Below are 23,563 nucleotides of genomic sequence, written 5' to 3' on the forward strand. Positions count from 1 at the left end.
GGAACTTTCTAAAAATCCTATTTAATAAAAAAAGAACCTTGAAATATCAAGGTTCTTCATTCATTCTTACATCATGCCGCCCATACCCATTGATGGATCCATTGGAGGCATACTTGCTCCTGCTGGTTCAGGTTTATCAGCAACAACTGCTTCTGTCGTTAATAGTAAAGCTGAAACAGAAGCCGCATTTTGTAATGCTGAACGCGTTACTTTAGTTGGGTCAACGATTCCTGCTTCAACCATGTTTACCCATTCACCGTTCGCAGCATTGAAGCCAATTCCTAAATCAATATTTTTTAATTTATCGACAATTACTGAACCTTCGTAGCCAGCATTTTCTGCAATTTGACGGATTGGTTCTTCTAAGGCACGGATAACAATTTTCACACCTGTTGCTACATCACCTTCAGCTTCTAATGCAGCAACTTTGCCGATTACGTTGACTAGAGCAGTACCACCACCAGAAACCATTCCTTCTTCTACTGCGGCACGAGTTGCATTCAATGCATCTTCGATACGTAATTTTAATTCTTTTAATTCAGTTTCTGTCGCAGCACCGACTTTAACCACTGCCACACCGCCAGCTAATTTAGCTAAACGTTCTTGTAATTTTTCACGATCAAAATCAGATGTTGTTTCAGCGATTTGATTTTTAATTAATTGAATACGTGCATCGATTCCAGCTTTTTCACCTGAACCTTCTACAATTGTCGTATTGTCTTTATCAACAACCACTTTGCTTGCATTTCCAAGATTTTCAATCGTTGTATCTTTTAATTCTAAACCTAAATCATCTGTAATCACAGTTCCGCCTGTTAGAATTGCAATATCTTCAAGCATCGCTTTACGACGATCGCCAAAACCAGGAGCTTTCACTGCAACAACGTTAAATGTTCCACGAATTTTATTTAACACTAACGTAGGTAAAGCTTCACCGTCAACGTCATCAGCGATGATCAATAATGGACGACTTTGTTGTAAAATTTGTTCCAATAACGGTAAAATATCTTGTATATTAGAGATTTTTTTATCTGTGATCAAGATATATGGATTTTCTAGAACAGCTTCCATTTTATCGTTATCCGTTACCATGTATTGTGATAAGTAGCCACGGTCAAATTGCATACCTTCAACGACATCTAATTCTGTTTCGATTCCTTTAGATTCTTCGATCGTGATGACACCGTCGTTGCCTACTTTTTCCATTGCATCCGCAATTAATTGACCAACGCGCTCATCACCAGATGAAACAGCTGCAACTTGTGCGATTGCTTCTTTCGAATCTACGACTGTTGAGATATTGTGTAATTCTTCAACAGCTGTTTTTGTTGCCAATTCGATGCCTCGACGGATACCTAATGGATTAGCACCCGCAGTTACGTTCTTTAATCCTTCACGAACGATTGCTTGCGTTAATACCGTAGCTGTTGTTGTTCCATCTCCTGCGATATCATTTGTTTTAGATGCAACTTCTGAAACCAATTTAGCACCCATATTTTCAAAATGATCTTCTAATTCGATTTCTTTAGCAATTGTTACACCGTCATTTGTAATTAGTGGTGAACCAAAAGATTTTTCTAAAACAACGTTACGGCCTTTAGGACCTAATGTTACTTTTACTGTATCCGCTAAAATATCTACTCCACGAAGCATCGCTGCACGTGCATCTTCTGCAAATTTGATTTCTTTTGCCATAATTCCTTCACCTCAAAAGTTTTATTTTTTTATTTAAATGTTTTTTTATGCGTTAAACAGTTTATTCAACGATTGCAATGATGTCTTTACCTGAAACGATCAAATAGTCATTACCTTCATATTTTACTTCTGTACCAGAATATTTTTCAAACATCACTGTGTCGCCTACTTTTACATCGGCAGGAACTTTTGTACCGTTTTCTAGTACACGGCCTTCACCTACTGCGATAACGTTTCCTGTTTGGGGCTTTTCTTGAGCTGCTGATGCTAAGACGATACCACCTACTGTTTTTTCTTCTTCTTTCGCGACTTCAATAACGACGCGATCGCTTAATGGTTTTAACACAATAAATCCCTCCATAAAAAATATTTATCTTTTTTAGCACTCTTAGTTATCGAGTGCTAACTCACACTATTTATAATACTCATTTCACTTTCATTTTGCAAGTCTTTTGACTAACTTTTAAAAATAATTCTTTCTTTTCCACCAATCTCAAATCATTTCTACAAACTATTTTTTTACAAACTCATTATAATTCTTTGTTCTCATTCATTTCATGGTAAAATAAGAATAGAAAGCGAGGCGATTGAAATGAAACAACGAATCACAGGAGCTTTGATTGCTACTGGTCTTTATTTGATCATTGCCAATGTTGGTAACTTCTTTTTTGGTGTCACTAGGCGTTTTGATTGGACCACTACTTTATGGGAAGCAGCCTTCTTTTTCGTATTTATCTTCCTATTGCTAGGCTATCGCAACAATCATAAGAAATAAAAGTTCCATTATGGTATATTTTTTTAGGCTACAAATGATGAAAGGAGTTTTTAATTTTATGTCTACTAATTTATCGCTAAAAAAAATTAGTCTGATCACGATTCTTTTATACGGACTCGTATTCTTTTCCCCTTACTTATTTCAACCATTTTCAGCAGATATCGTGATTGCTGGCACAACCTTCACTTATATTCTCGGTGCAATTTTGATGATTTGGTTGTATTTTAAAAATAGAAAGACAGCTGTCACTATAGTGGAAGAGAAAGCCAAACTAACTTCACCTGTCTTCACTATGTTACTTGGTTTTAGTGGGATATTTATAGCGATGATCATTCAAGCAATTGTTTTTAGTATTGAAACAGCAATCACGGGAGCTCAGCCTAGTTCACAAAACACCCAAAATATTATTGCCGTAATTTTAGCTAATCCACTCTTTATATTGGCTACAACGATTGGTGGACCGATTATGGAAGAATTTGTTTTTCGCCGTTCACTGATTGGGTTAACAGAGTCTTACACCGGCTTTTGGTTTGCTGCGATCATTAGTTCTTCTTTATTTTCAATTATCCATCAAGATGGTCATTTTTTTGTCTATTTTTTCATGGGGTTCTTTTTTGCTCTATTGTATAAAATGACTGGTAAAATCTGGACTTCGATCATTGCCCACTGCGGCATGAACACGCTCGTAGTAATTGCTCAACTTGTGCTTCATTATGCAAATATTGAACTACCAAAATAAAAAACCCCCTATGCTTGCATCTTTTAAACAATGTGCAAACATAAGGGGTTTGTATTATTCTTTTTCGTCTTCGATTTCAGCATCCGCCAATTCATTGTCATGATGCAAGAAGTAAATCAACGTTTGTAATTCGTTTGTTAAGTCAACGTTTTGAATCAAAACATCTGTTGGAGCAACTAATCTAGCAGCCGTAAAGTTTAAAATACCTTTTACACCAGCATCTGCTAACTGACTTACAACTTCTTGGGCTTTTCTAGCTGGTAAAGTCAAAATAGCTACTTCGATTTGTTGTACACGAATCTGCTCCATCATATCCGTCATTGGATATACTGGAATTCCATCTACGATTCTGCCAACAATATCATCATTGACATCAAATGCGCAGCTCACACGAATACTATTACTTTGATGGAATTTATACTTTAATAAGGCACTTCCTAAGTTCCCTACACCAATCAAAGCTACATTGGTTAGCTCATCATCATTCAAAGTTTTTGCAAAGAAATTCATTAAATTCTCTACATCATAACCATAACCACGTTTGCCTAATTCTCCGAAATAAGAAAAATCTCGTCGAATCGTTGCACTATCTACTTGCACTGCATCACTGAGCTCTGTAGATGACACTTTATTTTTTCCTGCATCATGCAGGATTCTCAAATAACGATAATATAGGGGAAGGCGTCTAGCCGTTGCTTTTGGAATAATTTGGTCTTTCACAATCGTACCTCCAATACTCTAAATATAGACAAATATCCATCTCTCATAATAGCAGTTGTTCTAGTTAAAAAGCAATCTTACAGCTCAAGAAAAGAACAATTTTTCAAACTTTCTTTAATTGTCCAGATAAATTTCACTCCCCATCATTTGTATATGTGCTATTTTCGATCGATTTATGCTACACTAAAGGCATTGAAATAGAAATGAGGATGTCCCATGATTTTACTCCAAGCAAACCAAATCGCCCGCTATTTTGGCGCAGACACTTTGTTTGAAAACATACAAATGGAGATTAGCACCAATAGTCGGATCGCTTTAGTCGGCCGCAATGGCGCTGGTAAATCTACCCTACTAAAAATAATCGCTGGTATCGATGCACCAGATGCCGGTACGATTGCAAAAAATAAAACAGCTAGCTTAGGCTATCTTGCACAAGATACTGGACTTGATTCTGATAAAACGGTTTGGGATGAAATGCTTGAAGCTTTTGTTGATGTAATCACAATGGAAAAACGAATGCGTGAACTAGAATTGATCATTAGTGAACTGCTGCCTGATGCTGTAAATTATGAGGCCGTAATGAAAGAATATGATCGACTACAACATGACTTTTCAGAAAAAAATGGTTACGGCTATGAAAATGAAATTCGTTCTGTCCTACATGGTTTTGGCTTTAAGGAAGAGTTCTATTCAAAACAGATCAGTACCTTATCGGGTGGTCAAAAAACGCGTTTAGCTTTAGCTCGTATGCTATTACAAAAACCAGATATCTTGATTCTCGATGAACCGACCAACCATTTAGATATTGATACTCTTTCTTGGTTAGAAAATTACTTACCGAGTTATTCTGGTGCGCTTTTGATCGTCTCTCATGATCGATACTTTTTAGATAAAGTGGTTAGTGAAGTATATGAAATCAGCCGTCATAAAATGCGTTATTATAAAGGAAATTATTCAAAATATTTAGAATTAAAAGCCGAACAATTGACTAGCGAGTGGAAAGCTTATGAAAAGCAACAAACAGAAATCAACAAACTTGAAGATTTTGTTGCCCGCAATTTAGTCAGAGCATCAACAACTAAGCGAGCTCAAAGCCGAAGAAAAACTTTAGAAAAAATAGAACGTTTAGATCGGCCCCAAGGTGATGAAAAATCAGCTAATTTCCTATTCGCCATTGAAAAAGCGTCTGGAAATGTTGTTTTACAAGTGGAAGATGCGGCAATTGGATATGACGCTCATATTTTATCAGAACCTGTCTCTTTAGATATTCGTCGCCAAGAAGCGATTGCTTTAGTTGGTCCTAACGGAATTGGTAAATCAACGCTATTAAAATCGATTATCGGAACGATTCCTTTCATTAAAGGTGAAGCAAATATTGGAACAAATGTTCAGATCGGTTATTATGACCAAGAACAAGCAGATTTACATGGAACAAAAACCGTATTAGCTGAACTGTGGGATGAACATCCGACAACTCCTGAAAAAGATATACGAAATATTTTAGGCAGCTTTTTATTTAGTGGTAACGATGTAGAAAAAACAATTCCACTTTTAAGTGGTGGTGAAAAAGCGCGTGTCGCTTTAGCAAAATTATCCATGGATAAAGAAAACTTTTTAATTTTAGATGAACCGACCAACCATTTAGATATCGATAACAAAGAAGTCTTAGAAAATGCTCTGATTGATTATGAAGGGACACTTTTATTTGTTTCTCATGACCGTTACTTCATTAATCGCATCGCAACGAAAGTCATTGAACTTTCCGAAACTGGCAGTAAACTCTATTTAGGTGATTACGATTATTATCTAGAAAAGAAAAAAGAAGAAGAAGAATTAGCGACATTATTAGCTGAAGAGTCTACGACTAAATATACGGAAACCTCAAAACCTAAAAATGATTTTTACCAAAACAAAGAACAACAGAAAGTCCTACGTAATTTAAACCGTAAAATTACACAAATTGAAGAAAACCTTACAACGCTTGAGACAACGATCAACCAACTTGAACAATCAATGAGCGATCCAACATTGGTTGATGACCATATGCAGCTAATGGCTTTAAATGAAGAATTAGAAACGAAACGAATTGAACAGGAAGAATTGCTGACAGAATGGGAAAATCTTAGTTTAGAACTGGAAGAATTAGAAGAAAATAATCAATGAAAGGCGGTCAAACATGACTTCAAAACGTATGAATGTGACAAATCCTAAGTATCAGCAAATTGCTGTTGATGTAGCCGCTAAAATTGCTGACCAGACCTTTCCAGTTGGCGATAAAATTCATGCCCGCTCGACGCTTGCAAATAAGTACAGCGTTTCTCCTGAAACGGCGCGTAAAGCCATCAGCGTGTTAGTTGATTTAGAAATCGTCAAAGCAAAACATGGCAGTGGATTCTATGTTCATTCAATGGAAAAAGCTAAACTCTTCATCGAGCAATATCAGGATGTTCAATCCATCCATGATTTGAAAGATGATCTAATTGATAGTGTCAAAAAACAAAAAGAAGAATTAAGTCACTTCTCAGAAATTTTAGACAAACTTGTTGATCAGACCAAGCGCTTTGACTCATTCAACCCGTTGAATCCAGTAACCTTTACACTAACCAGTGATGCCTCGCATCTTGAAATGACGATCAGCGAGTTAAATTTATGGCAAAGTACTTCTGCTACTTTGATTGCGATCAAACATGGTGACGAGCTTCTTGTGTCCCCTGGTCCCTATGCAAAACTGACTTCAGGTGATACGATTTATTTTGTTGGTCATGAATCAACACTACAACGAGTTCAGAATTTTTTCTATCCAAACTCTTAATTTATTTATAATCGTTTATCTTTACTTTAAAAGAAATAGCGACAATTCTTGTACAAGAATTGTCGCTATTTCCCTTCAAATGTTTGCTATTATTTTGTCATGTGGAGGAATAAAAATGAATTTTTCAGATTCAATGGAAAAAGTACTGAACTATATTGAAGATAATCTAAAAAGCACAATTGAATTAGAAACACTAGCTACATACATGCATTGTTCCGCTAATGATCTTCAACGGCTATTTTCATTAGTCTTTGGACTATCGCTCAAACAATATATCCGCAAACGCAGATTATCAGAAGCAGGAGCAGAACTTCAAAATAGTTCACAAACAATCCTTTCCCTTGCCTTAGACTATCAATACGAATCATCTACCTCTTTTACGAGAGCTTTTAAATCAATGCATGGAATAACTCCTTCAAATGCCCGTAAAGAAAAGAATAAGTTAGTTTTATTTTCCAAAATAAGATTCAATATGTCAGTCACTGGGTACCAAATACTGCATTATACGATTGTATCTAAAGATTCCTTTAAGCTTATCGGACAAAAAGAGCGTGTCACCCGTGATCAAATTCCTAAAGTTTCTCAAGCTATTATTCAAAACTTGAAATCAAAATTTTCGAACGAATTTAGTACTCCCTTAGAGATTTATCAAGGATGTAGCGCTATTCACTCAGATATCTTTGATTTTTTTGTCGCTTTAAAAGTGTCTGAGCACTATCAACTACAAAAAAACTGTCAACTAGAAGAGTTCATCATTTCAAGTGCAAGATGGGCGATTTTTTCTTTTGAATTAGACGAATTAAATCAGCTTCGGTATGTATGGGAACAATTGCTTACTACCCACTCTTCACTTAAATTTTTACCATCTGGCTTACCAGAACTTGAACGCTTTACTAAAAAAAACGAGTCTTCAAAATTCATTGGAGAAATCCATATTCCACTAAACATAATCTAATCTTACAGGTGGAAAATACAATATGGATATAACTTTTACTACAATACCACCTAAAAAAATAATTGGTCTAGCCATTACAACATGTCTAGAAAAGGATTCAGAAGTAACTAGCCAACTCTGGAGAAATTTTATAAATAGAAAAGCAACAATACAAAATCAATTAAATCAAAATAGCTTGTCCGTAAAAGTAACGGATACGCAATTTTCTTTTAAGGATTCAAAAAGCTCTTATCAAAAATTGGCCGTTGTAGAAGTATTTGATTTTTACAACATAGAAAAACCATTAGCATCAACTACTTTAGCCGGTGGACAATATGCTGTATTTACATTTAAAGGACCTGTTCAGAACTTTCCAACCGTATTTTTCAAAGTTATCAACGACAGTTTGCCCTAATCAGGTTACCAAATTGATTTAAATAGAGAACAATTTGAAGTTTTGGATGTAAATTATCATCCTTATGATATAAACGCTCAAGAAGAAGTTTGGATTCCAATAAAATAAAAATAACTACTTTTACTTAAACTATATATAAAACCGTTATGACTACTCTTGTTAGAGTGTAATTATATCGGTTTTTTACATGGGTTATCTTTAAATCTATGCTTCTTTTAGTAACTAATTGGATTAATTCCTTTGCCAATATAAGTTCCTAATTTGACAAAGTGACTACACGATGTTAATCTAGAATGGTCACTTTTTTTACAGAAAAGAAAATGATTTTCATTACATGTAAATCATGTTGTAGCATTATCTAGCTTCACATGTTAGTCTTTCGGGAAAAAGATAAAAACTGAATGAGATAACAAACGTCTCAGCCTATTTTTTACTATTTTCCTGTCAAGGCTAAATAAGCTCGTTTAGCTTTTAAAATAAGGAGGAATTTTGTTTTGCCCAAAGTAAAAGTATCGCATTTAACAAAAATATTCGGTAAGAAATCAAAGCAAGCACTGGATATGATCAAAGAAAACAAAGATAAAACCGAGATCTTGAAAAAAACGGGCGCTACCGTTGGGGTTTACGATGTGAACTTCGAAGTAGAAGAAGGAGAAATTTTCGTGATCATGGGTCTTTCTGGTAGTGGTAAATCAACGTTGATTCGTCTTTTGAATCGTTTGATCGAACCAACTTCAGGAAATATTTTTATCGACAATCAAGACATCTCAAAATTAGACAAAGAAGGACTTAGAGAAGTTCGTCGCAATAAAATGAGTATGGTCTTCCAAAATTTTGGTCTCTTCCCTCACCGCACCATCTTAGAAAATACTGAATATGGTTTAGAAGTTCGTGGTGTTCCAAAAGAGGAACGAACAGCAAAAGCCGAACAAGCTTTAGAAAACTCAAGCTTACTCGCTTTTAAAGATCAGTTTCCTAATCAGCTATCTGGTGGCATGCAACAACGTGTCGGCTTAGCTAGAGCTTTAGCTAACGATCCAGAAATTTTATTGATGGACGAAGCCTTTTCTGCTCTTGATCCATTGATTCGTCGGGAAATGCAAGATGAGCTAGTCGATTTACAAGAAAATGTGAAAAAAACGATCATCTTTATCACCCACGATTTAAATGAAGCTTTACGCATCGGTGATCGAATTGCTTTAATGAAAGATGGTCAGATCATGCAAATCGGTACTGGTGAAGAAATCTTAACGAACCCAGCTAACGATTATGTACGAACCTTCGTTGAAGATGTCGATCGTTCAAAAGTCTTGACTGCTCAAAATATCATGGTTCCAGCACTAACGACCAATATTGAAATTGACGGTCCAACCGTTGCGCTAACACGGATGCGCCAAGAAGAAGTTAGTATGCTTTTAGCTGTTGATAAAAAACGTCAACTAAAAGGTGTTGTCCGAGCTGAACGCGCTCTAGAAGCACGTAAAACAGGTAAACCATTAACTGACTATGTGGATACAGATATTACTTCTATCGACAAAGATATGCTTGTCAACGATATTTTCCCAATCATCTATGATTCACCTACACCAGTTGCTGTAACGGACAACAATAAATTGCTTGGTGTCGTCATCAGAGGTAGCGTTCTTGAAGCATTAGCAGAAACAGAGGTGAATATCAATGAATAATTATCAATTACCAGTAGCAGATTGGGTCGAAACAATTACAGAATGGATGACGAATACTTTTTCTGGCGTTTTCAGTTTCTTCCAATCAACAGGTCAAAGCTTAATGGACGGAATCACTTCCCTATTAGTTGCCATTCCTCCTGTACTATTTATTATCATTTTAACTGCCATTGCATTCTTTATTTCAAATAAGAAAATTGGTTTAAGTTTATTTACTCTGATCGGCTTGTTTTTCATTTATAATCAAAATCTATGGACAGATTTAATGAGTACTGTGACTTTAGTTTTACTTTCCAGTGTGGTTTCGATCGTCATTGGTGTGCCACTTGGAATTTTAATGGCTAAAAGTAACAAAGCACAAAGTATTATTACCCCTATTTTAGATTTCATGCAAACAATGCCGGGATTTGTTTATTTGATTCCTGCCGTTGCCTTTTTCGGAATTGGGATGGTTCCTGGAGTATTTGCCTCAGTGATTTTTGCTTTACCACCGACTGTTCGTTTTACGAATCTTGGAATACGTCAAGTACCGAAAGAACTCGTTGAAGCTTCTGATTCATTTGGTAGTACGGGTTGGCAAAAATTATTCAAACTGGAATTACCATTAGCTAAAAATACCATTATGGCGGGTGTCAATCAAACAACCATGCTAGCACTTTCTATGGTAGTTATCGCATCAATGATCGGAGCGCCTGGTCTTGGTCGTGGCGTTCTTTCTGCCTTACAACGTGCTCAAGTCGGAAATGGTTTTGTTAATGGGGTTGCTTTAGTTATCCTAGCCATTATCATTGATCGTTTTACTCAAAACTTGAATAAGAAAAAAACAACTCCAGCTAAGTCAAAATTATCTAAAAAACAAAAAATTGGTGGGACTGCTGTTGCTATTGTAGCGATTATCGCTTTGATCGCGGGCTCTACTCTTTTCTCTTCTGCAAAAAATGGAGAAAAAAACATTTCTCTTTCTTATGTAGAATGGGATACAGAAGTTGCCTCAACTCATGTTGTAGGCGAAGTATTAAAAGACGTTGGTTACAATGTCTCACTAACACCGTTGGATAATGCCATTATGTGGGAATCAATCTCAAAAGGAGAGACAGATGCAATGGTTGCCGCTTGGTTACCCGGAACTCACGGTGAGCAATACAAACAATACAAAGATAAAGTGGATGATTTAGGTGAAAATCTAAAAGGTGCAAAACTTGGTATCGTTGTTCCACAATATATGGATGTCGACTCGATCGAAGACTTAAAAGATCAAGCTGGTAAAAAAATAACTGGGATCGAACCTGGTGCAGGTGTTGTTGCAGCGGCTGAAAAAACACAAAAAGCTTATAACAACTTATCTGATTGGTCAGTTGAAACTTCTTCTTCAGGTGCCATGACTGTTGCATTAGGACAAGCCATCAAAAACAAAGAAGAAATCGTGATTACTGGTTGGTCCCCTCATTGGATGTTTGCTAAATATGACCTTAAATATTTAGAAGATCCAAAAAGCACGATGGGCAAAGAAGAAACGATTCACACAATGGCTAGAAAAGGATTGGAAAAAGAAAATCCTGAAGCCTATAACATCTTGAAAAATTTCCATTGGACAAAAGAAGATATGGAATCTGTGATGTTAGAAATCAACAATGGAACTGACCCAACACAAGCTGCTAGAAATTGGATTGATAGTCATGAAAAAGAAGTAGCTGAGTGGAAAAAATAATAAAAAGTGCTGACCATAATTTCTATGGTCAGCACTTTTTTATGTATATCTAAAGAACTAATTGGATAGATTAGACTTTTATAGTTTTAGAATATGAACCACTTCACTCACTTTCGTTCGACAAGTATTGTTCAGCATCTGCTCAGGCTTTGCCAGATTTAATACTTTTTTTCTACTTTCCCCTTTAGAACTTATCTTCCATCTTTTACTCTTGGTGACGAGATAATATGGTAACTTCGCTCACTTTCGCTCGCCAAGTATTGTTCAGCATCTGCTCTGGTTTTGCCAGTCGCAGTGATGAACATATAAATACCGCTCGGCTGGGTGACCGAGCGGAAAGGAGTTCTTTTTACTTGAGGAGTAAAAATGAAAAAGTGTTTTGTTTGGATTTGTTATTGGGTATGAATAGATAATAACCGGAAAATTTGAAGAAACTATGCCTAAATCATTTAGGTTTTCTATAGAATAGTTAAGAAAACGTTAATAGCTATCCACACCAAAGAAAATCAATGATCATACTTAGCTTTTCAGCCGAATATGATCATTGATTTTTTATTTTGCTTATTTAGGTGTTACATAAGCTAGAATATTTGCTGTATCTTTGTCGATTACTCTAAATGAAACCACGCCTAAGCCTGCAACATTCATTTCTGAGATCAAAATCGAGCCATCCTCATAAACATGTTCTACAAATGCCACATGTCCATAAGTACCATCTGCACCAGCCACTGTTGGTTGGAAGCTTACGGCAGTTCCTGCTTTAGGTTTGCTAGATACTTCATAGCCATTCGCTTTTCCTGTAACGCCCCAGTCCATTCCGTTACCCATAGTTGTTTCAACGTAACCGTCTAATTGAACGATACGGTTATAAACGTATTGCGTACAGTTTCCTGCGGCATAGGCTTCTGAACCAGAATAAGTTTCCCCTGAATATTCTCTAAAGTCGCTATCTGGATGACTGTCAGAAACAATGATACCACTTGTTGATGTGGATGGTTTCTCTTTGTCATATTCAGTTAAGTCATATTCTTCGATAAAAGCATTCAGTTTTTGATCATAGCTAGTATCCGTTGCGTAGACACCCGTTAAAGCTTTCGTCGCTTCACGATAGCTCACAGCGTTTGATTTCCATGTACCAGAATAAATCGTTTCGTTTGAATCAATGCCTTCTTTCATTAGCTTGGCATAATCTTCAAATGACTCTTTATACCCCGGATACTTCTTGAACGCGGCATCAATCGTATACCAGTTACCTGAGCCATCATCTTCTTGTGTAGAAAAGACAACTTTCTCACCTTTATACTCTCCTTTGATTCCAAAGAGATTATGATAAGGTTCTTGGCTTAAATCACTATTGCCAGAACCAGTTTCCAAAATTGCCTGAGCAATCATTACTGAAGCATATAAATCATTTTTCTGACCCACTGCTCGTGCTTTTTCACCAATTCTGCGAATAAAAGTTTCTGTCGGTTCATTTTTTACAATTTTAATTGCTTGATCCAATTGCTCTTGTGTAGGAGCATGGTCGACAGTTGACTGAACAGGTTGTTCTGGTACGGCTTCAACAGGAGCATCTGGTTGAGGTGCTACTGGTATCGCTTCATGACTATTTGAAGGCGTTACTTCTGTTGAAGACTCTGTCGTTGCACTTGTTGAATCAGTCGTTTCAGAAGTCGCCGAATCAGTCGTCGTAGTTGTCTCTTCGGTCGAAGAGCTTTCAGTTGTTTCCGATGTCCCTTCTTCAACAGTACCTGACCCAGACTGAACTAATTCATCTGCATGTCCAATGACTGGTACTAAATTCACACTAAGTAGTACACAAATCATCTGGAGCGATAATAATTTTCTTTTCATTCATTTTAGTTCCTCTCACATGTATTAAAGATCCCATCACTTGCGTCAATAGAACCCAGCACTCATTTGTTAGGTTTATTTGTTCCCTTTAGGCTATCGAGATACTTTGCCTTCAGATCAACTTCTTGTAATTTTTAAAGGACTGCATCACATGTTCAGTGGTTCCAGCTAGTAAAGCATTTGGAATGTGAATTTGATGTTTTTCCATAAAGCCACCTGCCTCTTATCTCTAAAAATCGTTTTTAACCTTCTATAAGTTGAGTTTATTTTACCATAAGTATAACGGAAAATCTGCTACTTGACTCGAAAGTTTCAAAAGTTTCGAAAAAAGTTCATGTTTCAGACAAAAAATGAGAAATTATCCGTATGAAATAGCATTTTGAACCAAAATTTTTGTTGGGTAAGATAAAATTTGCTGATAAACGTTTTATTTATTTCCGATACATCTTAAATTCAAGAAACAAGTCATTATAAATCCCCAAATATTTCGCCCCTAAATCTTCATAAACTTCTAAATGCTTGATCACTTCATCATTTGGATAAAACTGTTCATCACTAGAAATTTCCTTAGGCAATAATTTCTTTGCTGCTTTATTCGGGGTTGAATAACCAATATACTCTGCATTTTGAGCAGCATTTTCAGGTCTTAGCATGAAATTGATAAATTCATAGGAACCTTTAATATTTTTCGCTGTTTTAGGAATCACAATATTATCAAACCAAAGATTAGAACCTTCTGATGGAATCACATAATGCAAGTGCTCATTATTATCCAACATTTCAGCCGCTTCACCAGAAAACGTTACAGCTGCAGCACTTTCTTCGTTGATCATATACATTTTGATTTCATCAGCTACGATCGCCTTGACATTTGTAGTAAGTTTGTTTAGCTTATCAGTTGCTTTACGTAGTTCTTGATTGTTTTTACTGTTTAAAGAATAGCCTAAACTATTCAATGAAAGACCCAATACTTCACGTGCCCCATCAATCAACATCACGTTATCTTTTAATTCTGGTTTCCATAAATCATCCCAATGCTGAATTTGACCTTCATCAACAAATTTATCATTGTAAATGATACCTAACGTTCCCCAAAAATAAGGAATCGAATATTTATTTTGCGGATCAAAATCAAGATTTAGAAATCGTTCATCAATATTTTCCATACCCTTTAATTTAGAGTGATCGATTGGCAGCAACATTTTTTCTTTCATCATTTTTTGAATCATATATTCAGAAGGAATCGTAATATCATAGGCTGTACCACCTTGCTGGATTTTCGTAAACATCGCTTCATTGGAATCAAATGTTTCATAATTGACCTTGTAGCCTGACTCTTTTTCGAATTTACGTAATAAATCAGGATCAATGTAATCACCCCAGTTGTATATTGTTAAGGTATCAGCTCCTGCCATACCGCTGGCTTTTTCCAATTGACGAACTCCTAAAAATAAAATCAGAATGATCGCTAAAATGCCAATAAGCAAAGATTGTAGTTTTTTCATTTAAGATTCGCCACCTCACTTTGTTCACGGCGCAGTTTTTTCAGTCGTTTTGACGTATTATCTTGGCTGATAAAATAGTAGCCGATCACTAAAATCATAGAGAAAATGAAAACTAAAGCACTTAACGCATTGATCTCTAAACTAATGCCTTGTCTTGCTCTAGAATAAATCTCAACTGAAAGTGTTGAGAATCCGTTTCCTGTAACGAAAAAGGTCACAGCAAAGTCATCCAACGAATAGGTAAACGCCATAAAATAGCCTGCGATAATACCTGGTGATAAAAACGGTAAAATGATATTCTTGATGACCTGGAGATTATTCGCCCCCAGATCACGAGCTGCATCTACCATCGAGTCATTCATTTCTTGTAATTTTGGTAGCACCATCAAGACGACGATCGGAATACTAAAAGCAATATGAGACAATAACACACTGGCAAAGCCCAAACTAATAAATCCAATAGCCGTAAAAAAGATCAAGAAACTAGCACCAATAATGACATCAGGGGATACCAGTAAAATATTATTAAAACTCATTAAAGCTGTTCTCGTTTTTCTTCGTCTTGTATAATAGATCCCCATTGCACCAAATGTTCCAATGATCGTTGCTAGTAAAGCAGATAAAAAGGCCAACAAGAAAGTATTTAGCACAATGATCAATAAACGGGTATCTTCAAAAACCGCTGTATAATTGGCAAGCGTAAAACCAGTAAATTTATTCATTGTATCAGTATCATTGAATGAGTAGAAAATGAGATAAAAAATCGGCGCATACAATAAAGCAAAAACGATGATCAGATACATGTAAGACCACTTAAACTTTTTCTTTGTCATTTCGCCCGCCCCTTTTTCTTCTTCTCACCTGTCAACAACATCACGATAAACATCGCCACAATCAAAATCACACCGATTGTTGAACCCATACCCCAGTTTTGTGTCACCATAAAATGCTCTTCAATGGCCGTTCCAAGCGTAATCACTCGATTTCCGCCGATCAAACGGGTCAACATGAACAATGAAAGTGATGGAATAAACACTGCTTGAACCCCACTTTTCACACCATTTAATGAAAGTGGAAAGATCACCCGTTGAAAAGTCTCAACACTATTGGCACCAAGATCACGACTAGCACTGATCAAAGAAGGATTTAGTTCCTCTAATGCGTTAAAAATCGGTAAGATCATAAAGGGAATTTCAATATAGGTCGCAACAAATAGAAAACTAAAATCCGTAAATAAAATTTGGTGTGGTCCAATCCCAAGAAAACTTAAAAACTGGTTCACATTCCCATGGATACTAAAAATCCCAATAAAAGCATAAGCTTTCAACAACAGATTCACCCATGTAGGCAAAATCACCAACATCAACCACAATTGTTTATGCTTTAACTTTGTTAAAAAGTAGGCTGTCGGATAACTGATCAAAAACGTAAATAACGTGATCAAAAAAGCATACCAGACCGAGTTTAAGGTCATACTCAAGTATGTGCCAGAAGTAAAATACGTTTGATAATTCTCTAACGTAAAATGCCCATTCATATCAAAAAAAGATTGGTAAATAATCATTAACACCGGAGTGATCACAAACAGCAAAAGCCACATTGTATAAGGAATCGAGTAGATTCGACGCATTGTTTTCAAGATGATTCCTCCTATTCTTCGTAGCTTTCTAGACGAGCGTCAAAGTCTTCCTCTGACTCATTGAAACGCATCACATGAATATCTTCTGGTTCAAAAAAGAGTCCGACTTTTGCACCTTCTTGCGCTTTTTTCGTTGAATGGACCATCCATTCATTATGGTCTTCATCATGACAGATGATTTCATAGTGAACCCCACGGAATAATTGTGTATCCACTGTTACAACTAATTTGCCCTTATCCGCTGTCGTGATCGTCAAATCTTCTGGACGCAACATTATTTCAACAGGTTCCGCCTGACGCATTCCGCCATCCACACATTCAAAACGTTTGCCGACAAATTCAACTAAATTATCTTCGATCATCGTACCATTAACGATATTACTTTCTCCCACAAAATCTGCCACGAAATGATTGATCGGTTCATCATAAATATCTACAGGCGTACCACTTTGCACGATGTGTCCTTTGTTCATGACAAAGATTTCATCACTCATTGCCAAAGCTTCTTCTTGATCGTGGGTGACAAAAATAAAGGTGATCCCTAAACGTTGTTGCAATTCACGCAGTTCATACTGCATATCCGTCCTCAGCTTCAAATCCAAAGCAGATAACGGCTCGTCTAATAGCAATACTTTGGGTTCATTGACGATGGCGCGCGCAATCGCTACACGTTGGCGTTGACCGCCAGACATTTCACTGATTTCTCGTGTTTCATACCCTGGTAATTGAACCATCCGCAAGGCATCTTTCACTTTCTTTTCAATTTCCTGCTTCTGTATTTTTTTGATTTTCAACCCAAATGCCACATTATCAAACACATTCATATGAGGAAACAGGGCATAATCTTGAAATACGGTATTCACTTGGCGTTTATTCGCAGGAATATCATTGATCCGTTGTCCATCAAAATAAATATCGCCTTCGGTTGCATCCACAAATCCTGCTAAAATTCGTAAAATCGTTGTCTTACCACAACCTGAAGGGCCCAAAAGAGTGTAAAACTTCCCTTGTTCAATTTCAAAACTAACATTTTTCAACACTTTCTCATCATCATATTGTTTGACTACATTTTCGAATGTAATAATCTTTTTTTTCATCCGCTGATGCCTCCTCTATTAAAATTGAACTGGGTTTATTTAACACAGTAACAACGTTCTGTTTGCTATATCTTGTTTTTCTTAACATCAGCCCATTTTACTTTGATTAACGTATCATTATAAATAAGATTCTGTTGCTACGATCAATACTCGACTTTTTCCTTTTGAATGATTGATCAATTGATGGGGTTCTGCTGCTTGATAATACATTGCTTCCCCTTTTTTAGCTGAGTAAGTTGTTTCACCTAGTATTAATGATACAGAACCATCGATCACATAAATGAACGTTTCAGATAAAGAAGGCTCAAACGTTTTATACTGACCATCCTTATCAAAAGTTAAAACAATGGGTTCCATCTCTTTTTCATTTGATTCAGGTATCAACCATTTTAACTCATAGCCATTTTCTTCATCATAATACAGTGTACTATCTTCGCCTCGATAAATAATTTTTTGTTCCAGTGTTTGTTCACTGAAAAATTGTTCAGGCGTGATGCCCAACACTTCTAAAATATTAAAAAAAGTTTCCATTGAAGGGGAGCTCAAATCACGTTCTAATTGAGAAATATAGCCTTTGGTTAAGTCAGTTCGCTCGCCTAGCTCTTCTTGTGTTAAATTTTTTTGCACACGTAAATTACGCAGTTTCTCACCAATTTCCATCTGACCACCTCATTTCTATTATTTAAAATATATAAAAAGTTTGCTAATACTAAACTACAAGTTTAATTTTACCTTTTCTAGTATACGAATTTTTTGAAAAATAGCAACAATTTTTGCAAATAAATTGTTACTTTTTTAATTTTATCTCATTCTTTTATACTAGCATCGATCAAGCAATTTTAACAAAATAAAAAAGCATCTGTTATCCAGACACTTTCTTACTTTCTACACGCTTGGTAAATCGCTTATTTCCTATTTTAAGTGGAATGAAATAATTCACTAATAATGCGATCCCCATACCAATGAAGCTATCGACCACTCTAGCAAATGCATAGCCATATGAGCGGTCTGCTGGAATCATAAAGACAATTGTCAACAACGTAGCACATGCTCCAACTGTTCCTTCGTGGTACCCTAAACTCGCTAACAAGGCGATCATCAAGGTAATAATCAGTGGAATGAAAATCAACTGCACTAACTCTGTTCTACCCAGCCAATTGAACACGGCAATGACTGCTACTGACATGATTGCACCTAGCACATTACCGATAATTCGATGCTTACCGTACTTCAATGTATTTTCCATATCTTCTCTTAAAGTAAAAACCGTTGTGATCGCTGCAACCACATATGTTTCTCGCCTTAATAAGATACTGACCAAAATACAAAAAAAGACACTTAATCCTGTTTTAAATGTTCGCATACCAATTTTAAATTTCAACAAACTGAATTCCTTTCACTTTTTAGCAAAAAAATGGCTAATTATTTTCTTCTTATTGTCCAATAAAAGACATCATCTTCTATTTTAACTCATTTCTCTGCTATTAAGAAGAGGGCTTCAAGAAGAATTTGCTAAAGAAAAAAAGAGAATATGTTATGATAGTAACAATAATAATAAATTTACCTTCTTAGAAAACTTTTTTTATCATTAGGCTAAGGGGTAGGATAAGAGGATGATTTTATTGGTAAATCATCAATTGTTAATCAAGGAGGATCTATATGGAAAAGTTTTCTGGTTATATGGTAAAAAAAGAGTCTGAGACTGTCTTTGCAGCGTTAGAAAAATTGGAACTTAGTGAACTATCTGAAGGAAACGTCACAATTAGAACGGCGTACTCTTCAGTTAATTATAAAGACTCACTTGCAGCCAAACAAAACGGTGGTGTTATTCGCGATTATCCGATGATACCAGGTATTGATTTAAGCGGAACCGTTATCACCTCTCAAGACGCACGCTTTAAAAAAGGACAAGAGGTTTTAGTAACTGGTTATGGTTTAGGGGTAACACATACAGGTGGTTTTTCAGAAATTGCTCGTGTCCCAGCAGATTGGATTGTCCCAGTACCCGATGGCCTAAGTTTAAAAGACACAATGGTTTTTGGTACAGCTGGCTTTACGGCCGCCTTGTCTGTTCAGGCGCTTGAGGAACATGGCGCTACTCAAGATAAAGACGCTGCGATTTTGATAACCGGTGCTTCAGGTGGCGTAGGAAGTTTAGCAATCGCAATGTTACACCAGTTGGGCTATCGGAATATCTATGCATTAAGTCGCAAACCATCAGCAATTGATTCTTTAAAAAAAATCGGTGCTACCAAAGTGCTTTTGCTAGATGAATGGATGCCTGAAAAAATCAAGCCTTTAGCCAAACAAACCTTTGACTTTGTAATTGATACCGTTGGTGGTGAGATTACTGCTGCTTTGTTATCACAACTTAAATACGGCGGCAGCATTGCTATTTGCGGAAATGCCGCTGGAATCAAATTGACTGCCTCTGTTTTGCCTTTCATCCTAAGAGGAATCAATCTCTTAGGTATCGATTCAGTTAATGTACCTATGACACAACGATTAGTCATTTGGCAACGTTTAGCAACTGATTTGAATGTGAGCACTCATGAACTCATGAATGAAATTACTCTAAAAGAACTTCCTCAAACCTTGAATCAACTACAAGCAGGAACACACATTGGCCGCACAATCATTAAAATGAAATAAAAGGAGCTATTTATAGATGAATATCTTAATTACAGCTGGTGGAACGTCTGAAAGAATCGATAATGTCCGCTCAATTACAAATCACTCTACTGGTCGGCTAGGAAAAGCAATCGGTGAACGTTTTTTAGCCCAAGGACATCATGTTACTTATGTGACAACCCCTCAAGCTGTTCGACCTGTTAACCAAGCTAACCTATCTATTATTGAAATCGAAACAACCAAGGAATTAGCATCAACCCTACTTAATCAGTTTGAGCAACAAAGTTTTGATGGTATTATTCATGGCATGGCCGTTAGTGACTTTACAACTGAAACTACCTTATCAGAAGATATTTTTATTGAAAAACTCGCTGCTAAATTAACTAATGATAATACTTTAAATGATCTAACTAGCCTTACGGAAGCTCTTTACCATAGTTTAGATGAAATTGGGCAAACAGTTCAACAAGCAAAAAAAATTCCTTCTGGAACAGATCGTCTCTTGCTTTTTTTGAAAAAAAACCCTAAAATAATTGCTATGTTGCGCGACCACCAACCGCAAGCAGTTTTGGTTGGTTTTAAATTGCTAGTAGGCGTTTCCTTCGAGGAATTAGTTCATGTTGGAAGTGCACTACTCACCAAAAATAACTGCGATTTTATTTTGGCAAATGACCTTGAACAAATTCACGATAAGCAACATGTTGGAACCTTGATCGATGCTACAGGACAAACAACAACCGCACAAACAAAATCTGAAATTGCTCAATTAATTGTAAATAAGGTTGAAGAAAAATGGAGGAGCCAATAATGAAAACAATATTATTAGGGATTTCCGGCAGTATATCCGCTTATAAAGCTGCCGATATCACAAGCCAATTCACTAAATTAGGCTATAATGTTGACGTGATCATGACCCACAATAGTACAAGGTTCATCACACCGTTAACCTTACAATCATTATCTAAAAATCCAGTTCATACTGACGTCATGGAAGAGATTACTCCAGAAAAGATCAATCATATTGAATTAGCAAAAAAAGCAGATCTCTTCTTAGTGGCACCAGCGTCTGCCAATATAATAGCCAAACTCGCTAACGGGATTGCAGATGACATGCTTTCAACTGTGGCACTAGCCTTAAAAGAAGAAGTTCCAAAATATATTGCCCCAGCAATGAATACCTATATGTATCAAAATCCGATTACCCAACGGAATTTAACAACTTTAAAAGAAGTGGGCTACCATGAAATCGATCCCCGAGAAGCTTTACTAGCCTGTGGGGACTTCGGTCGAGGTGCTCTTGCAACGGTTGAGAGCATTGTCGCTACTATCAATGAAAGTTTAGCGAAATAATTTTGAGGAGTCATTTATGAAAAATACAAAAACATTTACGTTAACTGCTATGTTTTTAGCAATCCTAATCCTATTATCAGCCGTTCCATTCCTAGGATTTATTCCAATTGGACCTATCAATGCCACAACAATGCACATTCCTGTCATTATTGCATCCATTGTGTTAGGCCCAAAAATCGGGGCCTTTTTAGGCGGCGTTTTTGGGATCATCAGTATGATTCGTAGCACTGTAGTCTTATCCCCTTTATCTTTTGTTTTTTCTCCTTTTATACCAGTGATTGGGACAGATCAAGGGAGCTGGAAAGCGATTATTGTTGCAATGGTTCCTCGAATTTTAATTGGTATCGTTCCTTATTTCGTTTTTATGGCGTTGAAAAAACTGACGAAAAACAACCCTACTTCTCAATCATTTAGTTTGTTTATTGCGGGTTTCCTAGGCTCTGCTACCAATACAATTCTCGTGATGAACTTGATTTACTTTTTATTTAAAGATTCCTATGCTCAAAGCATCGGCGCTAGTGGTACAGCAATTTATACAGCAATTTTGACCGTAATTTTTACTAGTGGCGTTGTTGAGGCAATCGTTGCTGCTATAGCTACGGTTGGAGTTACTTCGGTGTTGTTGCGTTTGGTGAAGAATAATGCGACACAGAAATTATAAAAAAAAGATTGAGATAGTCTGCCAGGCTATCTCAATCTTTTTCTATTTCTTTTGTTTTTTTAGTTTGTAGGCATACTCACTAGCTTTGAAAAGTAAGCCATTAACAGGTAAATCAAATTCACCAATAAATTCATTCACAGTCGGGTTAAAGTTCGATTTAAATTTGATCAAACCATCATTCAAACTGCCTTCTAACCCCCCCATATTACACGATGTACAACCACGTTCAAAACATTCATTGATTGCATCAAACCACGTTGGATAAGCTGGCATATATCGTTTATAGCGATCGTCCATCCCAGCATAAAGAATCTCACTAGTCGAGCCAAACGTAATGGCTAAAGCACCTGCTACCACTGCAACATCACCAGAATGAGCAATATTTTCTTCAAGCTCAGTCATTTCACGTGTTAGAGAAAAATCAAGCTCTTCTAAATTATGACGTTTCTTCACTTGATTTTCTTTTAGATTCGCTAAGTCTTCTTTATTTTTATCAAAGCGCTGTTTAGTTTCTTCAAAGCGTTTCTTCAAATCAACCTGAGCTAACATGATAAACGAATTTTCAGGATAGATCGTTAATAGTTTTTCAAAATAATCGCTATTTCTTAGAGAGATATTTTGGCGCTCAGTCGTTAGTTCGATCACTTTAGCAAAATCGTTTACTAACTCTTTGTGTCCCATTTTTATAGTAACACCTTTTTTCTGCGCTTGTTTCATCATTTTTTTCGTGCTTTTTGATAGTTGCTCTTCACTAAAATCTTCTTTGTAAATATTCGCTTGAAAGCGTGGTTGGATCGTCGCATCCATCGCCATTGTTAAGCCTTGATGTTTTGCACCACTTGCAATCATAATATCGATGATTGGTTGGGCCGTTGGATCGATCATTTGTTCTTCTCCTAGATGGAAATCTTTATAATGGATCGTTGGGTCCATTTTTACAAATAAAGCACGTTTTTTCTTACCGAATTGCTTTAACTCTTTGAAAAAGAACGCAACAAGCTCTGAATTAGTGTAATCCATGATGGGACCTCGTGGTGTATAAAGCATTGAAAATTTCATTGGTAACGGTCTGATCAATACCAAGCTAGAGGCTACTAAAGTCCCATTTTCGTAAACACCAACAATTTCTGATCCCCAGTTATCCTTTACTTTGGCCCAAGCAGACGATTGTAATAAGTTGCATAAGGGATGGCTTTCTACAAATTTATCATGCTCTTTGGCATCGATGCCAATTTTAAATTCAAACATTATATAAAACTCCTCTACATTTTTGCTTCTGTATTACCATATCATAATTTATTAAACAGGAACAGTAAATTATTTCATGAAATTGGTTAGAAAAC

23 protein-coding genes are annotated in these 23,563 nt (G+C 36.3%); 12 read left to right on the plus strand and 11 right to left on the minus strand.

Annotated elements, in window-relative coordinates:
- Positions 1-66: 66 nt before the first annotated feature.
- Entirely contained in the window at positions 67-1,695 is a 1,629-nt protein-coding gene (gene groL, locus IGJ55_RS11155) for a chaperonin GroEL (protein ID WP_069639784.1), read from the minus strand.
- Between the two features lie 61 nt (positions 1,696-1,756).
- Positions 1,757-2,041: a co-chaperone GroES gene (gene groES, locus IGJ55_RS11160; protein ID WP_069639783.1), complete on the minus strand. Its 285-nt coding sequence runs from the start codon at positions 2,039-2,041 to the stop codon at positions 1,757-1,759.
- Positions 2,042-2,287: 246 nt separating this feature from the next.
- Between groES and IGJ55_RS11165 the strand changes: the two genes are divergently transcribed.
- The gene (locus IGJ55_RS11165; protein ID WP_069639782.1) at positions 2,288-2,470 is read left to right on the plus strand and encodes a hypothetical protein; all 183 of its coding nucleotides are present in this window, start codon (positions 2,288-2,290) and stop codon (positions 2,468-2,470) included.
- 58 nt (positions 2,471-2,528) lie between these two features.
- A complete protein-coding gene (locus IGJ55_RS11170) occupies positions 2,529-3,209 on the plus strand; it encodes a CPBP family intramembrane glutamic endopeptidase (RefSeq protein ID WP_069639781.1) in 681 nt (226 codons plus the stop codon).
- Between the two features lie 54 nt (positions 3,210-3,263).
- On the opposite strand, the gene IGJ55_RS11175 is transcribed toward IGJ55_RS11170, so the two are convergent.
- On the minus strand, positions 3,264-3,929 hold the full coding sequence (locus IGJ55_RS11175) for a redox-sensing transcriptional repressor Rex (protein ID WP_069639780.1): 666 nt from the start codon (positions 3,927-3,929) through the stop codon (positions 3,264-3,266).
- Between the two features lie 216 nt (positions 3,930-4,145).
- Between IGJ55_RS11175 and IGJ55_RS11180 the strand changes: the two genes are divergently transcribed.
- From IGJ55_RS11180 to IGJ55_RS11205, 6 genes are all read left to right on the plus strand, one after another.
- The gene (locus IGJ55_RS11180) at positions 4,146-6,092 is read left to right on the plus strand and encodes an ABC-F family ATP-binding cassette domain-containing protein (RefSeq protein ID WP_430606498.1); all 1,947 of its coding nucleotides are present in this window, start codon (positions 4,146-4,148) and stop codon (positions 6,090-6,092) included.
- Positions 6,093-6,105: 13 nt separating this feature from the next.
- The gene (locus tag IGJ55_RS11185; RefSeq protein WP_430606499.1) at positions 6,106-6,741 is read left to right on the plus strand and encodes a TrkA C-terminal domain-containing protein; all 636 of its coding nucleotides are present in this window, start codon (positions 6,106-6,108) and stop codon (positions 6,739-6,741) included.
- 115 nt (positions 6,742-6,856) lie between these two features.
- Positions 6,857-7,696: an AraC family transcriptional regulator gene (locus IGJ55_RS11190; protein ID WP_430606500.1), complete on the plus strand. Its 840-nt coding sequence runs from the start codon at positions 6,857-6,859 to the stop codon at positions 7,694-7,696.
- 22 nt (positions 7,697-7,718) lie between these two features.
- Complete coding sequence (locus tag IGJ55_RS11195) at positions 7,719-8,090, plus strand: GyrI-like domain-containing protein (RefSeq protein ID WP_430606501.1); 372 nt, start codon at positions 7,719-7,721, stop codon at positions 8,088-8,090.
- A gap of 494 nt (positions 8,091-8,584) precedes the next feature.
- A complete protein-coding gene (locus tag IGJ55_RS11200; protein WP_069639775.1) occupies positions 8,585-9,775 on the plus strand; it encodes a quaternary amine ABC transporter ATP-binding protein in 1,191 nt (396 codons plus the stop codon).
- Entirely contained in the window at positions 9,768-11,483 is a 1,716-nt protein-coding gene (locus tag IGJ55_RS11205; protein WP_430606502.1) for an ABC transporter permease/substrate binding protein, read from the plus strand. Before IGJ55_RS11200 ends, IGJ55_RS11205 begins: the two co-directional genes overlap by 8 nt.
- Positions 11,484-12,044: 561 nt before the next feature.
- On the opposite strand, the gene IGJ55_RS11210 is transcribed toward IGJ55_RS11205, so the two are convergent.
- The 7 genes from IGJ55_RS11210 to IGJ55_RS11240 all read right to left on the minus strand — a co-directional run bounded on the left by IGJ55_RS11210 (position 12,045) and on the right by IGJ55_RS11240 (position 18,959).
- Positions 12,045-13,337: a glucosaminidase domain-containing protein gene (locus tag IGJ55_RS11210; protein ID WP_430606503.1), complete on the minus strand. Its 1,293-nt coding sequence runs from the start codon at positions 13,335-13,337 to the stop codon at positions 12,045-12,047.
- 431 nt (positions 13,338-13,768) lie between these two features.
- Positions 13,769-14,842 carry an ABC transporter substrate-binding protein gene (locus IGJ55_RS11215; protein WP_069639773.1) on the minus strand — a complete coding sequence of 358 codons (1,074 nt, stop codon included), beginning with the start codon at positions 14,840-14,842 and terminating at the stop codon, positions 13,769-13,771.
- Entirely contained in the window at positions 14,839-15,675 is an 837-nt protein-coding gene (locus IGJ55_RS11220) for an ABC transporter permease (protein WP_069639772.1), read from the minus strand. The genes IGJ55_RS11215 and IGJ55_RS11220 overlap by 4 nt, the downstream gene beginning before the upstream one ends.
- On the minus strand, positions 15,672-16,481 hold the full coding sequence (locus tag IGJ55_RS11225) for an ABC transporter permease (protein WP_069639771.1): 810 nt from the start codon (positions 16,479-16,481) through the stop codon (positions 15,672-15,674). The genes IGJ55_RS11220 and IGJ55_RS11225 overlap by 4 nt, the downstream gene beginning before the upstream one ends.
- Before the next feature lie 11 nt (positions 16,482-16,492).
- On the minus strand, positions 16,493-17,578 hold the full coding sequence (locus IGJ55_RS11230) for an ABC transporter ATP-binding protein (protein ID WP_069639770.1): 1,086 nt from the start codon (positions 17,576-17,578) through the stop codon (positions 16,493-16,495).
- A 117-nt stretch (positions 17,579-17,695) separates the two neighbouring features.
- On the minus strand, positions 17,696-18,238 hold the full coding sequence (locus IGJ55_RS11235) for a helix-turn-helix domain-containing protein (protein ID WP_430606504.1): 543 nt from the start codon (positions 18,236-18,238) through the stop codon (positions 17,696-17,698).
- A 202-nt stretch (positions 18,239-18,440) separates the two neighbouring features.
- The gene (locus tag IGJ55_RS11240; protein WP_083244333.1) at positions 18,441-18,959 is read right to left on the minus strand and encodes an FUSC family protein; all 519 of its coding nucleotides are present in this window, start codon (positions 18,957-18,959) and stop codon (positions 18,441-18,443) included.
- 278 nt (positions 18,960-19,237) lie between these two features.
- Between IGJ55_RS11240 and IGJ55_RS11245 the strand changes: the two genes are divergently transcribed.
- The 4 genes from IGJ55_RS11245 to IGJ55_RS11260 are packed head-to-tail and all read left to right on the plus strand — an operon-like array spanning position 19,238 to position 22,220.
- Positions 19,238-20,230 carry an oxidoreductase gene (locus IGJ55_RS11245; RefSeq protein ID WP_069639768.1) on the plus strand — a complete coding sequence of 331 codons (993 nt, stop codon included), beginning with the start codon at positions 19,238-19,240 and terminating at the stop codon, positions 20,228-20,230.
- Between the two features lie 16 nt (positions 20,231-20,246).
- On the plus strand, positions 20,247-21,017 hold the full coding sequence (gene coaB / locus IGJ55_RS11250) for a phosphopantothenate--cysteine ligase (protein WP_430606505.1): 771 nt from the start codon (positions 20,247-20,249) through the stop codon (positions 21,015-21,017).
- Positions 21,017-21,559 carry a phosphopantothenoylcysteine decarboxylase gene (coaC, locus tag IGJ55_RS11255; protein ID WP_069639766.1) on the plus strand — a complete coding sequence of 181 codons (543 nt, stop codon included), beginning with the start codon at positions 21,017-21,019 and terminating at the stop codon, positions 21,557-21,559. The genes coaB and coaC overlap by 1 nt, the downstream gene beginning before the upstream one ends.
- A gap of 16 nt (positions 21,560-21,575) precedes the next feature.
- A complete protein-coding gene (locus tag IGJ55_RS11260) occupies positions 21,576-22,220 on the plus strand; it encodes an ECF transporter S component (RefSeq protein WP_069639765.1) in 645 nt (214 codons plus the stop codon).
- A 42-nt stretch (positions 22,221-22,262) separates the two neighbouring features.
- Here the strand turns inward: IGJ55_RS11260 and IGJ55_RS11265 are convergent, their stop codons facing one another.
- On the minus strand, positions 22,263-23,468 hold the full coding sequence (locus IGJ55_RS11265) for an aminoacyltransferase (RefSeq protein WP_430606506.1): 1,206 nt from the start codon (positions 23,466-23,468) through the stop codon (positions 22,263-22,265).
- Positions 23,469-23,563 lie beyond the last annotated feature (95 nt).

The sequence above is a fragment of the Enterococcus sp. AZ170 genome (assembly GCF_050545135.1).
Classification (GTDB): domain Bacteria; phylum Bacillota; class Bacilli; order Lactobacillales; family Enterococcaceae; genus Enterococcus_L; species Enterococcus_L ureilyticus.